Below are 13,922 nucleotides of genomic sequence, written 5' to 3'. Positions count from 1 at the left end.
TTATTTTGAAATTAAAAGAGTGAAAACTTAGGAGGTGAAACAATGAAAAAGAATCAAAAAATAAGTATATTATTACTATTAATGTTGCTAATAGGTGGTTGTGGCTTGCCAGGTTTATCTAGTAATGGAAAAAATGGAGAGGCTATCAAAGTAACGGGTGGTGTCACGTCGGAATCTCAGATTTTAGCGAGTATAGTTGGGGGCATGATTGAACATGAATTAAAGGAACCGGTCATTTTAATCAATAATCTTGGTTCCGCAAATATTAACCATCAAGCCTTATTAAATGGAGATGCAGATATTGCAGCTGCTCGATACTCAGGAACAGATTTAACGACGTTGTTGCAACTCCCTGCTGAAAAAGATCCAAAAAAAGCCTACCAAATTGTAAAAAAAGAATTTGCTAAACGATATGATCATGTTTACTTTCCTTCTTATGGATTTGCGAATAGTTTTTCTTTTATGGTCACTAAAGAGACCGCTGAAAAATACCATTTAAAAACAATTAGTGATTTAAAAACGGTGGCGAACCAACTAGAAGCAGGTGTTGATACCACTTGGCTAAAACGTGAAGGAGATGGCTATCCTGCCTTTACAAAAGAATACGGTTTTGACTTTAAGCGAGTGTATCCGATGCAAATCGGGTTAGTTTATGACGCATTAGCTGCTGGTAAAATGGATGTTGTCCTCGGCTATTCAACAGATGGCCGAATTGGCAGTTACAATCTACAGATTTTAGAAGATGATCGGCACTTTTTCCCACCATATGATGCCAGTTTAGTTGCAACAAAACAAATTTTAGAAAAATATCCTAAACTTGCGCCAGTTTTAGAAAGATTGGATGGCAAAATTTCCACTGAAACGATGCAGAAATTGAATTATCAAGTAGACAATGATTTAATGGAACCAAGTGTAGTCGCAGAAAAATTTTTAAAAGAACATCATTATTTTAAATAAAAAAACCTGAGAAAGATGTGGATACGAAAAGCTAGTTTATAGTACTAGTTTTTAGTATGACCCACTTCAATCTCAGGTTTTTAATTTGCTATACGTATATGACGGATGTCTTTAAAATCAATCATATAGGTTGTGTTTTGGTTTGAGCTCTCTAAGATAGCACGATGTTGCTCCGTTGGAGAGTAACGAAGAATACCTGTATGTTCATTAATTGCAAGAATGTGTTTGGTTTTATTAACTTGGATGACGATCGGTTTTCTTTTTTGATAGGCTTGGTTTAAGAAAAAAAGAATTTGTGCTTGTGGCATTTGTGAGTGAACTTGAAGAGTTTCCTTATGACCGACAGTGACTTTCTTTTGTAAAAAACTAAAAGGGCGAAGCTGACTTGTTGCAAAATAGTTTTCCATGATTAAAACCTCCGAACGTTTGTTTGTTAAATCTATTATACGAACAAACGTTCACTTTTGCAAGCTTTTTCTTTTTTATTTTTTGAAGAGTATAATTTTAGGCAAAAACATGCAATAATAGAGGTAAATTTTGTAAGTGTTTAGAGGAGTGAGAGAAATGAGTTTTCAATTAATAACCGATTCATGTTCAGACTTGCCAGTATCATTTGTTGAAGAACACCAAATAGCCATTATTAGTATGACCATTCAATTAGAAGGGGAAGAATTAGTGGATGATTTAGGCAAAACGTTTGATAAAGATGCTTTTTTTCAAGATTTAAAAAACGGGAAAATAGCGACAACATCTCAAATCAATATTGGAACCTACTATGAAATGTTTAAACCATTTGTTGAAAAACAACAAGACGTTCTATATTTAGCTTTTTCTTCAGCTTTAAGTGGGTCCTATAATAACGCATTAGCAGCTGTCGAAATGCTGAAAGAAGAGTTTCAAACAGTCAATATCACTGTAATCGATACAAAAGCAGCTTGTCTAGGAGAAGGATTATTAGTCTACCAAGCAGCGTTATTAAAAGAACAAGGAAAAAGCTTGGCAGAGGTTGCTAGTTGGGTAGAAGAAAATAAAATGAATCTCCATTCATGGGTGACTGTGGACGACTTGAAACATTTAGAACGAGGGGGTCGAATTTCATCGGTGGCAGCAACAATGGGCTCGTTATTAAATGTAAAGCCGATTATTATCGTCAATAAAGCAGGCGGTCTGGTTCCGATTAGCAAAGTTCGTGGACGAAAACGTTCGTTGAATTATTTGATTGATAAAACCGTTGAAGGGATTCAAAACCCAACTGAGCAAACGATTCTAGTAGGTCATGTAGGTGTACCAGAAGAAGCTGAACAAGTAAAATTAGAATTAGTAAACCGTCTGAACGTCAAAGAAGTTCTTGTCTATTCTTTTGGTCCAACCATTGCAAGTCATACGGGATTTGGTTCGGTTGCTATTTTTTCATTCGGTTCAAAAAGAGTCGAATAATTAAGTTCATCATTTTAATCAAGGAGCAATTAAATGTTAAGAAAAAATAAATTAAAACACTCTTATTGGCAATTATCTCCTGTTCAATTTTTATCATTAGGTTTTTTAAGTACAATTTTGATTGGTGGCTTTTTATTGTCGTTGCCTTTTGCAGCCAGTAATCATCAACCCACCAATTTAATTGATGCCTTATTTACCGCGACATCAGCTGTTTGTGTAACGGGTTTAGTTACACTAAACACCGCACTTCATTGGAGTTTGGCTGGTAAGTTAATTATCATGTTGTTAATTGAGATTGGCGGTCTAGGGTTTATGTCCTTCACCGTTTTTATTCTTTTTTTATCAAAAAGAAAAGTCAATTTAAAGATGCGCATTATTATGAAAGAAGCGTTAAACATCGATGAATTATCAGGTGGTATTAATCTAGTTATCTATATTTTAAAATTCTCTATTGGTGTTCAGTTATTAGGAGCACTACTTTTAATGATAGATTTTATTCCTAAGTATGGTATTGGAAAAGGTATTTTTTATAGCATTTTTCATGCTATTTCGGCATTTTGTAATGCGGGATTTGATTTATTTGGCAACAGTTTGGAATCCTTTCAAAAAAATCCCTATGTATTACTGGTCTTAAGTTTATTAATTGTGGCAGGTGGACTAGGTTTTATTGTCTGGCGTGACTTGTTGACCTACAAAAAAAATAAGCGCTTTTCCTTTCACACTAAATTAACACTAATCGTAACATCGTTGTTGCTTATTAGTGGCTTTGTTTTATTTTTATTAATAGAAGGCAATTTAGGTCAAATGAGCTCATTAAATTGGTTCGACCGTATGATGAATACGTTATTTCTAGCCATTACACCTAGAACAGCTGGTTTTAACAGTATTTCTTATAATGATCTAAGTTACGCGAGTATTTTATTAACTTGCTTTTTTATGTATATCGGTGGCTCATCTGGTTCAACCGCAGGCGGACTTAAAACATCCACTTTTGGTGTGTTGGTTATTCATGCCCTCTCGATTTTTAAAGGAAAAGAAGAAACGCAATTTTTAGGACGTACGATTAATATTAAAACCGTCAATCGATCGTTTGTTCTGCTTTTTACAACAATGTCAATCATCACAACGGCCATTGTATTGTTGAGTATTACAGAAACCTTGCCAGAAAATGTGGGAATTGAATACATTATTTTCGAAGTTTTCTCTGCTTTTGGAACGGTGGGGGTAACACTAGGATTAACATCAGAATTGACTGCTATTGGGAAATTTTTGGTTATGGGATTGATGTTTATTGGTCGAGTGGGTATTTTCACAATCTTATTATCGCTTATCAAAAAAGATACAACCTACACTGGGAAAATTAGATACCCGGAAGAAACCACGATTATAGGGTGAAAGTAGTTAAGAAAGGAGAGAAACTAATGAAAATGCAAAGCCAAGAGAATCGAAAAACAGCACTGGTTTTAGGTGGCGGTGGTGCGAGAGGATCTTATCAAATTGGTGTTTGGCAAGGCTTGTTGGAATTAGGGATCGATTTTCAGGTGGTGACAGGTACTTCAGTTGGAGCTTTAAACGGCGGACTGATTGTTCAAGGAGATTACGAAGCGGCTCGTGAAATGTGGGAAGCTATTGAAACCAATCATGTACTAGACATTGATTTTTCAGGAAATATTGTTGATTTTAAGGGGTACCGTAAAGTGGTTAGTCAATTTTTATTAGATGCCTTTAGAAACAAAGGCATTAGTGCGAATCCCTTGAAAACCAATATTATTGATCCTTTATTAGATGAAGAGCGGATGCGCCATCGAGGCATTGAATTCGGCATTGCAATGACGGAGTTTCCAACGATGCGTTCAGCTTCATTCTTTTTGGATGAAATTCCTAAAGGATTCGTCAATCTCTATTTATTAGGAAGCGCCTCATTTTTTCCAATGATGCAACCTACTAAAATTGGAACTAAAAGCTATGTTGATGGCGGGTATCATGACAATATTCCAATTGATTTAGCGATTAAAAAAGGTGCAACAGATTTTATTGTAGTCGATGTCAAAGGACCAGGGATAACTAGAAGGGTGAAAGTTCCAACTGGTGCAACAGTATGCGAATTGTCTAGTAAATGGTCATTAGGAACAATCTTGCTTTTTGATGGCGCTCGTTCTGAGCTGAATATTGGATTAGGCTATCTAGAAACGTTGAAAGCCTATGGCAAACTACAAGGTAGTTGGTACTCATTTGAGAATGACTCTTTCAAGGCCCACCAGAAAATTTTTTACGAAACAACGCGTAAACTAATACACAGCGACAAAGAATCTTTTTTAACATCGTATCTTACTGATAAAGATACCCAACGCTTCTTATTAAAAAAATTACGGTTAAGTTTTAAAGGGCGAGTAGGTAAACGTGAGCTAAGCTTTGCCATTCACGAATTAACAGGTAAAATGCTACGCATTAATCCCGTCAAGATTTATTCTTTTGACGAGTTTAACCAAGCCGTAATCACTAAATTTGAAAAAATTGCGAGTCAAATCGATTCCACAACACTCTTTGAGCTAGACGAAAGCAATCGTATTTATAGTGGAGACGAATGGCTAGCAGCTTATTCTGAAATGTTGCCCTTTATTTCGAATGTCAAAATGACCGTTTACTTTTTGGAACAATTAGAACAACATCAAGCCAGCTTGCTACAGTCAAAACGCAAACAATTTTTAATTGAGCGCAAACCAATTGCGTTCTTAATGGCAGTCTACCTTTATCAACTAAAAAAGAACTGTCACCAGCATTGATTTTATGGTACACTATTTGGTGAGTTTCAAATTCAAGGAAACTGTAATAAAGCTTGATTTTAATTGAGGTGATAAGGATGGCAAAAGAATTTTCATATGAAATCATGGAAGAAATCGCTGTACTTTCTGAAAATGCAAAAGGGTGGCGAAAAGAATTTAATTTGGTCAGTTGGAATGGCAATCCTCCTAAGTTTGATATTCGTGACTGGGCACCAGATCATGAAAAAATGGGAAAAGGCTTGACCTTAACCAACGAAGAAATCACTGTTTTAAAAGAACACTTAAAAGATATGTAAGAGAAAGAAGGTTCTTTATGAAAAGTATGACAGGATTTGGCAGGCATTCAATCCACTCAGCTGCTTACCAAATTGATATTGAAATTAAATCCATCAATCATCGATTTTTAGAAGTCATTAGTCGTTTTCCAAAAGAATTAAATGCGTTTGAAAGTGAGATTCGTAAACAAATTACAGCTACTTTGAAACGAGGGCGTGTTGAAGTTTACATCAATCTAAAACAAACCGCAGAAAATCAAAAACAACTCCAAGTTAATTGGTCCTTGATTGAAGAAGCTGTTGGATTTGTTTCAGAAGCGAATAAAAAATACCAAGAACAAGGAATTGATTTTACACCTAGCTTAACTCAATTAATTGCCACAGGTGATTTTTTAGCGATTGAAGAGAAGAAAATAGCCAACGATGATTTGATGAACTTGATTCAAGAAGCTATGGACCAAGCGTTAATTGAATTGGTCACTAGTCGTAAAGCTGAAGGCGAGCGATTAAAGCAACACTTAACGAATCACTTGTTTGAATTTGAAAAAGGAGTTCAAGAAGTTGCCACCCATACGGAGAGCTTTGAAGCCTATTATCAAAAACGTTTGAGTACCAAATTAATGGAAGTTGCTGGAGGATTAGTTGATGAACCAAGACTGTTAACTGAATTAGCCTTATTATTAGAAAAAGCCGACATTCATGAAGAATTAGAGCGACTTGATAGCCATCTTGCTCAATTGCGTGTATTATTAGAAAAAGATACTCCTATTGGACGTGAGCTTGATTTTCTGATTCAAGAGATGAACCGTGAAGTAAATACAATTGGCTCAAAAGCAACTCAAATTCAATTGACGGATGCGGTCATTCAAATGAAGACACAACTTGAAAAAATTAGAGAACAAGTACAAAACATTGAATAATATAAACGAATTAAATGAGACAATGGAGTGGGAGACATTATGACAGAACGCGGTTTGTTAATTGTTTTATCAGGACCATCAGGTGTTGGTAAAGGAACAGTAAGACAAGCAATTTTTGAAAATGAAGACAACAATTTTGAATATTCAATTTCCATGACAACGCGAAATAAACGTGCTGGCGAAGTTGATGCAACTGATTATTTCTTTCGAACAAGAGCAGAATTTGAAACTTTGATTGAAAATGGCGGCTTATTAGAGTATGCTGAGTATGTCGGCAATTATTATGGGACTCCACTTTCATATGTTGAAGAAACATTAGCAAGTGGAAAAGATGTCTTTTTAGAGATTGAAGTTCAAGGAGCGTTGCAAGTTCGAGAAAAAATGCCAGAAGGTGTTTTTATCTTTTTAACGCCACCAGACTTAGTCGAATTAAAGTCTAGAATCGTGGGACGAGGAACAGATGAGATGTCTGTGATCGAAGAACGTATGAAAAAAGCGGTAGAAGAAATTGAAATGATGCGTTTATACGATTATGCCGTTGTAAACGACGAAGTGGAAAATGCCGTACGCAATATCAAACAAATTATTGAAAGTGAACACTTAAAAGTTTCACGAGTGCTTCACCGCTATAAAAAAATGATTGAGGAGTTGTAGGAAATTATGATGTTACATCCGTCTATTGATAGCTTACTAGAAAAAATCGATTCAAAATATTCATTGGTGATTTTAGCCAGCAAACGCGCTCATGAGTTACATGACAACGCAATGCCAATGTTAGAAGAGTACCAATCTTATAAAAATGTCGGCCGCGCTTTGGAAGAAGTAGAAGCAGGAGACTTAGTCATTGATCCAACAACTGTTGGACCAGAAGAATAAACGATTAAATAAAGAAATTCAACGAGAAGAAGCAAAGGCGAGTTTGTGCGCTTTTGCTTCTTTTCTATTCTAAATCCATGCTAAAAAAGTTTAACCAAGACTTTAACTGAATTCCAAAGACAAAACGACTTTTTTTTAGTAAAATAGAAAAGAATGATTTCAAACAAGGGAGTTGTTGGGTATGTTAAAAAACAAAAAAATTGCCGTTTATGTTACAGGTGGCATTGCTGTTTATAAAGTTTGTGATTTGGTGCGGAAATTTATTAAAGCAGGAGCAGATGTAAAAGTAGCAATGACTGCTTCTGCCACTGAATTTGTCACACCATTGACTTTTCAAGTGTTAAGTAAAAATGATGTTTACCTAGATACTTTTGATGAAAAGGTGAGTTCAGAAGTCGCGCATATTCACTTGGCTGATTGGTGTGATTTAGCTGTCGTAGCTCCGGCAACCGCTAATATCATTGCCAAAATGGCGAACGGAATTGCAGATGATTTCGTTTCAACCGCTCTTTTAGCGACAACAGCCCCAATTTTTATCGCACCTGCAATGAATCAACACATGTTTGAAAATCCGGCAACTGTCCGCAATTTAACTACATTACAAGTCGATGGACGAATGATTATTGAACCAAATACTGGTTTTTTAGCAGAAGGCTATGTTGGAAAAGGTCGCCTACCTGAACCAGATGAAATTTTAGCATTTATTGAAGCTGGATTATTGGAACAACAAATTGATTTGCCATTATCAACTAAAAAAGTCATCATCACAGCTGGTGGGACAAAAGAACGAATTGATCCAGTTCGCTTTATTACCAATGATTCCTCAGGGAAAATGGGATACAGCTTAGCAAAATCAGCGAGCTTATTAGGTGCTGACGTAACCTTAATCAGCACAATGAGCAATTTGCCCTTACCCGTTAATGTGACGAGAGTCATCGTTGAATCCTCACAGGAAATGGAGCAAGCCGTCCTAGAACGATTTGCAACAAGCGATATCGTAATTATGGCAGCTGCCGTTTCAGATTATCGACCAATTCAAGAAGCGAAAGAAAAAATAAAAAAAACAGAGTCCTTGCTTACTTTAGAATTAGAAAAGACAACCGATATTTTAGCGACGCTAGGCAAAATGAAAGACCATCAATTACTAATTGGCTTTGCGGCAGAAACAACTAATTTAGCAGAATACGCTAAAGGAAAGTTAGCTAAAAAGAAAGCCGATATGATTGTTGCAAATGATGTCTCAAAAAGTGACACGGGATTTAATTCAGATACCAATGAAGTGACCATTTTCACGAATGATCAAGAACCTATTCATGTGTCTGTCCGCAGTAAAGATTTAATTGCTGACGAAATTCTACAAGTGGCATTATCAAAAATCAAGAAATAAAGGGTGTGAGAAAACATGGTTTCCATTGCAAAAGTGATTGTTGACGTGCCAACAATGCAAACAAATCGACCTTATGATTATGGCATTCCAGAAGCATTTGAAAGTCAATTAAAACGTGGAATGCGAGTAGAAGTTCCATTTGGTAAAGGTGGCAGAAAAGTTCAAGGGTTTGTAGTGGAAATCCAACACTCAACAGATTATGAAGGCATCCTTAAGTTTATTGACAACGTGATGGACTTAACACCCGTTTTGAACGAAGAAATGCTATCCCTAGGCACCTATATGGCAGCCACTACGTTTGCGTTTCAAATTACCTGTCTGCAAACGATGCTGCCAAGCGTGATGAAGGCGAAATACGAGAAAAAAATTCGTCTAGTCTCAGAATCAATCGATCCAGACATTCAAAAATTCTTTAAAGACAACCTAGAAATCAGCTGGGAAGAAGCCGAAGAAAAAGAGTTGCTAGTTCCTCTAATGAAATTAAAACAACAACAACTCGTTGAAGTGATTTATGTTGTAAAAAATCAAGCCCGAACGAAGAAGAAGCGGATGGTCAAAAATTTATTAACATTCACTGAAATCAAAGAAGCCCATGATTCTCTCGGGAAAAGAGGACCTAAACAACATCAATTACTAGATTTTCTTGAAACTTTAGGTGAGGAAACAACCAGTGTGGAAGAAATTACTCAATTAACAGAGTTGACTTCTGCTGTTTTAAGAGAAGGCGCTAATAAAAAATGGATAGAAATTTTTGAAACTGAAGTGTACCGTGATCCATTTAAAGATAAAGAGTTTGCACAAACAGAAGCATTTACGTTAACGTCAAGTCAAGCAGTAGCGTTAGCCCCCATTTTAAAAGCTGTTACAGAAGATCGCAATGAAACCTTCCTTTTAAAAGGCGTTACAGGTAGTGGCAAGACAGAGGTCTACTTACAAACCATTGCTGAAACACTTAAAAGAGGCAAGAGTGCCTTAATGTTAGTACCTGAAATTGCATTGACTCCGCAAATGGTCAATCATTTCAAAGGTCGTTTTGGCGAAGCGGTAGCTGTTTTGCATAGCGGATTATCAGTTGGTGAAAAGTACGACGAATGGCGTAAGATTGAACGAGGCGAAGCAAAGGTTGTAGTAGGGGCAAGATCGTCTATTTTTGCTCCAGTTGAAAACATCGGAGTCATTATAATTGATGAAGAACATGAAGCAACCTATAAGCAAGATGAAAGCCCTCGTTACCATGCACGAGATATCGCGTTGTGGCGTAGTGAGTATCATCACTGCCCAGTAATCTTAGGAAGTGCGACGCCCTCCTTAGAATCACGTGCTAGAGCGCAAAAAAAAGTATACACATTGCTTGAACTAACTGAGCGAGCAAATAAAAAAGCACTGCCGGAAGTTGAAGTTGTGGATATGCGAGAAGAAGTTAAAAAACAAAATCGTAGTAGCTTTTCATTAGTTTTACAAGAAAAAATCCGAGAACGCATTGCCAAAAAAGAACAAATCGTGTTATTGTTGAACAGACGCGGCTATTCTTCCTTTGTGATGTGTCGCGATTGTGGCTTTGTATTGCCTTGTCCAAATTGTGATATTTCATTAACGCTTCACATGGACACGAAGACAATGAAATGCCATTATTGCGGGCATGAAGAAGGAATTCCCCATACTTGTCCAAGTTGTAAAGGGCACAAAATCCGTTATTATGGCACAGGTACTCAAAAAATTGAAGAAGAGTTACTAACGCTGATTCCAGAAGCTTCTGTGATTCGAATGGATGTCGACACAACTAGAAAAAAAGGGGCTCATGAAAAGCTTTTAACGGCCTTTGGCAATGGCGAAGCAGATGTTTTATTGGGTACACAAATGATTGCAAAGGGACTCGACTTTCCTAACATTACCTTAGTGGGTGTTATCAATGCTGATACAGCACTAGGGTTACCCGATTTTAGAGCAAGTGAACGAACTTTCCAACTCCTCACTCAAGTTAGTGGGAGAGCGGGACGTGCTGAACTGACTGGTGAAGTCATTGTCCAAACCTACAATCCAGAACACTATGCAATACAACTAGCAAAAGAACATGACTACGATCATTTTTATCAACATGAAATGCTTTTAAGACATCGTGGTGGCTATCCGCCTTACTATTTTACAATTCTAATTACCACAAGTCATGAAGAAGAGCTAAAGGCAGCCAAAAAAATGCAAGACATTATTCAGGTGATTAAACCTGTTATAAAGCCCGAGACAATTCTTTTAGGACCAACACCCAAAGCAGTGGCTCGTGTTAATAATCGCTACTATTATCAAACGATTATCAAATATAAAAATGAACCCCAACTGTTTACAACTTTACATGAAATTTTAAATCAATCGCAACGAGAAATGGCAAAAGGTTTGCAAGTCAGTATTGATTCTGAACCCATGCACTTTATTTAAGGCGAATTAGCAGAAAGAAGGAATCTATAATGGCCGTTTTACCAGTAGTGAAATACCCAGATGAAATTTTAGAAACCCCTACTAAGAAAGTCAAAGAAATTACAGATGAAATCATCCAACTACTTGAAGATATGTACGACACAATGATTCAACATGATGGCATAGGCATTGCAGCACCTCAGGTCAATCAAGATCTTAGAATTGCTATTGTCGAATTAGACGAAGATACTGGCTTATTTGAAATGATCAACCCAGAAATCATTGAATCATCTGGTAGCAGTATTGATGTGGAGGGTTGCTTAAGCTTTCCAGAAGTCTATGGAACTGTCGAGCGAGCTGAACGCGTTGTCGTTCGTTACTTTGACCGCACAGGTGAAGAATACGAAGTTGAAGCCGATGATTATCTCGCAAGAGCTTTTCAACATGAAATCGAACATTTAGATGGCAAATTATTTACCGATAAAATTATTGATCCAATAGCCCCTGAAGACTTGGAAGCCTATATGGAAGGAGAAGAGTAATATGACAAAAATCGTTTTTATGGGAACACCTGCATTTTCAGTTCCAATATTAGAAGCTTTAATTGAGGAAAACTATGAAATTCTTGCAGTGGTTACGCAACCAGACCGCCCAGTCGGTCGTAAAAAAATCTTAACTCCTCCGCCAGTCAAAGAAGCGGCATTGAAGCATCATTTAAAAGTTTTACAACCTGAAAAAATCAGTGGTTCTCCTGAAATGGCAGAAATCATCGAGTTAGCACCAGATTTAATTGTGACAGCTGCCTTTGGTCAATTTCTACCAACTAAATTATTAGAAGTGCCTAAATATCGTGCGATTAATGTCCATGCTTCATTATTGCCAAAATACCGTGGTGGCGCTCCAGTACATTATTCATTAATAAAAGGCGAAAAAGAAACCGGTGTTTCAATTATGTATATGGAAAAGAAAATGGATGCAGGAGATATTTTAAATCAGCGTTCCTTACCAATTACAAGAGCCGATGATGTAGGGACGTTATTTGACCGTTTGAGCGTACTAGGTCGTGATTTACTATTAGAAACCATTCCAGAACTCATTGCAGGAAATATCCAACCGATTAAGCAAGATGAAGAAAAAGTAACGTATTCACCTAATATTACCCGTGAAGAAGAAGTGATTGATTGGAATAAAAACGCTACTGAAATCGATTGCCAAGTAAGAGGCATGCGTCCGTGGCCAGGAGCGTATACAACACTTGGTGGGAATCGTCTTAAAATATGGGCAGTAACCCCGACTAAAAAAGAAACAAAGGCTGAACCAGGAACGATTATTACAATTGAACCGACAAGTATCGCTGTTGCTTGTGGCGCAAATACAGTTTTAGAATTAAATGAAATTCAACCAGCAGGAAAAGGACGATTATCAGTAGAAGAATACCTACGCGGTGTTGGCCATAAACTTGAAGTTGGAGAAATGGTGGGAACGAATGACTAACGAAGTGAAAAAAGAGAAACGCAATACTAAAAAAACAAGCCGTTACATTGCAATGTCTATCTTAGATAAGACTGAAAAAAATAATGCCTATTCAAATTTATTGCTAAATGATGCAATTGAAAAAAACAAACTGAGTGGACCAGATGCAGGGTTATTAACTGAGCTTGTTTACGGCGTTTTACAACGTAAAATCACCTTGGATTTCTATCTGTCAGATTTTATTGACTCTGCAAAAAAAGTGGATACATGGGTGCAAAATCTATTGCGTTTGTCGATCTATCAAATGATTTACTTAGACAAAATTCCACAACACGCGATTCTTTTTGAAGCCGCAGAAATTGCAAAGAAAAAAGGACACGTTGGAGTTAGTAAATTTGTCAATGGAGTTTTGCGTAACGCTGAACGCCGTGGCTTTAAAAATATTGCAGACATCAAAGACGATATCAAACGTCTTAGTCTTGAAATCAGCATGCCAGAATGGTTGGTAGAAAATTTTGTTGCAGAACTTGGATTAGAAGAAACAAAAGCGATGGGACTTTCCTTATTACAACCAAGTCATGCGAGCGCTCGAGTAAATGAACGCTTTTTAACCGTTGATGAAGCGATTGAAGCAATGGAAGAAGAAGGCTTTGACGTTCGTAAAAGTGAAGTATCACCTGTGGGCATCATTAGCAATGGTGGACATTTTGCTTCTTCGCCGTTATTCTCATCCGGTCAATTAACCATTCAAGATGAAAGCTCAATGCTTGTCGCACCTGCGCTTCAAATCGAACCCCATCATTTAGTTTTAGATGCCTGTTCAGCTCCAGGTGGAAAAACGACTCATATTGCATCTTATCTGGATAAAGAAGCAGGTGGAAAAGTAATTGCTTTAGATTTACATGCCCATAAAGTTAAACTAGTAGAAGAAAATGCAGCTCGTTTACACGTTTCAGAAGTCGTAGAAGGCCGTACGTTAGATGCTAGAAAAGTTGATGAGGTATTTGAAGATGGATTATTTGATCGTATTTTAGTTGACGCTCCATGCTCAGGTTTAGGTTTAATGCGTCGCAAGCCAGACATTAAATACACTAAAAAAGCAGCAGACTTCAAAAATTTACAAAAAATTCAATTAGAAATCTTAGAAAGTGTAGCGCCAAAGTTGAAACTTTACGGTATAATGGTTTATAGTACTTGTACGATTACGAAACAAGAAAATACTGAAACCGTTGAAGCATTTTTGAAAAATCATCCAGAATTTGAGAAAATTGAAGTAGCCGTTGGCGAAAAATTACAGCCTTGTGTAACTGCAGATGGCTTTGTACAAATTTATCCTCATGATTTTGAAACAGATGGATTTTTTATTAGTTGCATCAAAAAAATAGCAGAATAATCAATCATGAAG

The 13,922-nt window shown here is 36.8% G+C and carries 14 protein-coding genes; 13 read left to right on the top strand and 1 reads right to left on the bottom strand.

Annotated elements, in window-relative coordinates; genetic code table 11:
* Positions 1-42: 42 nt before the first annotated feature.
* Positions 43-957, top strand: a complete 915-nt coding sequence (locus AC07SW_RS01305) for an osmoprotectant ABC transporter substrate-binding protein (protein ID WP_311780154.1) — start codon at positions 43-45, stop codon at positions 955-957.
* A gap of 80 nt (positions 958-1,037) precedes the next feature.
* Here the strand turns inward: AC07SW_RS01305 and AC07SW_RS01300 are convergent, their stop codons facing one another.
* Positions 1,038-1,364, bottom strand: coding sequence for a hypothetical protein (locus AC07SW_RS01300; protein WP_034569382.1), 327 nt, complete (start codon positions 1,362-1,364; stop codon positions 1,038-1,040).
* Positions 1,365-1,521: 157 nt separating this feature from the next.
* On the opposite strand from AC07SW_RS01300, the gene AC07SW_RS01295 reads away from it, so the two are divergent.
* The 12 genes from AC07SW_RS01295 to rsmB all read left to right on the top strand — a co-directional run bounded on the left by AC07SW_RS01295 (position 1,522) and on the right by rsmB (position 13,910).
* Complete coding sequence (locus AC07SW_RS01295; RefSeq protein ID WP_034569386.1) at positions 1,522-2,394, top strand: DegV family protein; 873 nt, start codon at positions 1,522-1,524, stop codon at positions 2,392-2,394.
* A 33-nt stretch (positions 2,395-2,427) separates the two neighbouring features.
* Positions 2,428-3,789 carry a TrkH family potassium uptake protein gene (locus tag AC07SW_RS01290; RefSeq protein WP_119908127.1) on the top strand — a complete coding sequence of 454 codons (1,362 nt, stop codon included), beginning with the start codon at positions 2,428-2,430 and terminating at the stop codon, positions 3,787-3,789.
* A gap of 26 nt (positions 3,790-3,815) precedes the next feature.
* A complete protein-coding gene (locus AC07SW_RS01285) occupies positions 3,816-5,177 on the top strand; it encodes a patatin-like phospholipase family protein (protein ID WP_135018595.1) in 1,362 nt (453 codons plus the stop codon).
* A gap of 77 nt (positions 5,178-5,254) precedes the next feature.
* Positions 5,255-5,473 carry a YdbC family protein gene (locus tag AC07SW_RS01280; protein ID WP_034569391.1) on the top strand — a complete coding sequence of 73 codons (219 nt, stop codon included), beginning with the start codon at positions 5,255-5,257 and terminating at the stop codon, positions 5,471-5,473.
* 17 nt (positions 5,474-5,490) lie between these two features.
* The gene (locus AC07SW_RS01275) at positions 5,491-6,372 is read left to right on the top strand and encodes a YicC/YloC family endoribonuclease (protein ID WP_034569393.1); all 882 of its coding nucleotides are present in this window, start codon (positions 5,491-5,493) and stop codon (positions 6,370-6,372) included.
* A gap of 39 nt (positions 6,373-6,411) precedes the next feature.
* The gene (gene gmk / locus AC07SW_RS01270) at positions 6,412-7,026 is read left to right on the top strand and encodes a guanylate kinase (RefSeq protein ID WP_034569395.1); all 615 of its coding nucleotides are present in this window, start codon (positions 6,412-6,414) and stop codon (positions 7,024-7,026) included.
* 6 nt (positions 7,027-7,032) lie between these two features.
* Positions 7,033-7,248: a DNA-directed RNA polymerase subunit omega gene (gene rpoZ / locus AC07SW_RS01265; RefSeq protein WP_034569396.1), complete on the top strand. Its 216-nt coding sequence runs from the start codon at positions 7,033-7,035 to the stop codon at positions 7,246-7,248.
* Between the two features lie 181 nt (positions 7,249-7,429).
* Complete coding sequence (coaBC, locus tag AC07SW_RS01260) at positions 7,430-8,635, top strand: bifunctional phosphopantothenoylcysteine decarboxylase/phosphopantothenate--cysteine ligase CoaBC (RefSeq protein ID WP_135023793.1); 1,206 nt, start codon at positions 7,430-7,432, stop codon at positions 8,633-8,635.
* A gap of 15 nt (positions 8,636-8,650) precedes the next feature.
* Positions 8,651-11,065 (top strand): primosomal protein N', encoded by a 2,415-nt coding sequence (gene priA / locus AC07SW_RS01255; RefSeq protein ID WP_494632107.1) that lies wholly within the window; start codon positions 8,651-8,653, stop codon positions 11,063-11,065.
* Between the two features lie 29 nt (positions 11,066-11,094).
* Positions 11,095-11,586: a peptide deformylase gene (gene def, locus AC07SW_RS01250; RefSeq protein ID WP_311907505.1), complete on the top strand. Its 492-nt coding sequence runs from the start codon at positions 11,095-11,097 to the stop codon at positions 11,584-11,586.
* 1 nt (position 11,587) lies between these two features.
* Positions 11,588-12,538 carry a methionyl-tRNA formyltransferase gene (gene fmt, locus AC07SW_RS01245; RefSeq protein ID WP_034569407.1) on the top strand — a complete coding sequence of 317 codons (951 nt, stop codon included), beginning with the start codon at positions 11,588-11,590 and terminating at the stop codon, positions 12,536-12,538.
* The gene (gene rsmB, locus AC07SW_RS01240; protein WP_494632106.1) at positions 12,531-13,910 is read left to right on the top strand and encodes a 16S rRNA (cytosine(967)-C(5))-methyltransferase RsmB; all 1,380 of its coding nucleotides are present in this window, start codon (positions 12,531-12,533) and stop codon (positions 13,908-13,910) included. Before fmt ends, rsmB begins: the two co-directional genes overlap by 8 nt.
* The last annotated feature ends 12 nt before the right edge of the window (positions 13,911-13,922 follow it).

The organism is Carnobacterium sp. GW821-FHT04C06 (genome assembly GCF_059420345.1).
Note: the sequence above shows the minus strand (reverse complement) of the source record. Positions and strands in the feature narration are given on the sequence as shown.

Coding starts and splice junctions, on each gene's coding strand:
- rpoZ (WP_034569396.1), top strand. CDS start 7,033: ATGATGTTACATCCGTCTATTGATAGCTTACTAGAAAAAATCGATTCA.
- gmk (WP_034569395.1), top strand. CDS start 6,412: ATGACAGAACGCGGTTTGTTAATTGTTTTATCAGGACCATCAGGTGTT.
- rsmB (WP_494632106.1), top strand. CDS start 12,531: ATGACTAACGAAGTGAAAAAAGAGAAACGCAATACTAAAAAAACAAGC.
- AC07SW_RS01275 (WP_034569393.1), top strand. CDS start 5,491: ATGAAAAGTATGACAGGATTTGGCAGGCATTCAATCCACTCAGCTGCT.
- AC07SW_RS01300 (WP_034569382.1), bottom strand. CDS start 1,364: ATGGAAAACTATTTTGCAACAAGTCAGCTTCGCCCTTTTAGTTTTTTA.
- AC07SW_RS01285 (WP_135018595.1), top strand. CDS start 3,816: ATGAAAATGCAAAGCCAAGAGAATCGAAAAACAGCACTGGTTTTAGGT.
- priA (WP_494632107.1), top strand. CDS start 8,651: ATGGTTTCCATTGCAAAAGTGATTGTTGACGTGCCAACAATGCAAACA.
- def (WP_311907505.1), top strand. CDS start 11,095: ATGGCCGTTTTACCAGTAGTGAAATACCCAGATGAAATTTTAGAAACC.
- AC07SW_RS01290 (WP_119908127.1), top strand. CDS start 2,428: ATGTTAAGAAAAAATAAATTAAAACACTCTTATTGGCAATTATCTCCT.
- AC07SW_RS01295 (WP_034569386.1), top strand. CDS start 1,522: ATGAGTTTTCAATTAATAACCGATTCATGTTCAGACTTGCCAGTATCA.
- AC07SW_RS01280 (WP_034569391.1), top strand. CDS start 5,255: ATGGCAAAAGAATTTTCATATGAAATCATGGAAGAAATCGCTGTACTT.
- coaBC (WP_135023793.1), top strand. CDS start 7,430: ATGTTAAAAAACAAAAAAATTGCCGTTTATGTTACAGGTGGCATTGCT.
- fmt (WP_034569407.1), top strand. CDS start 11,588: ATGACAAAAATCGTTTTTATGGGAACACCTGCATTTTCAGTTCCAATA.
- AC07SW_RS01305 (WP_311780154.1), top strand. CDS start 43: ATGAAAAAGAATCAAAAAATAAGTATATTATTACTATTAATGTTGCTA.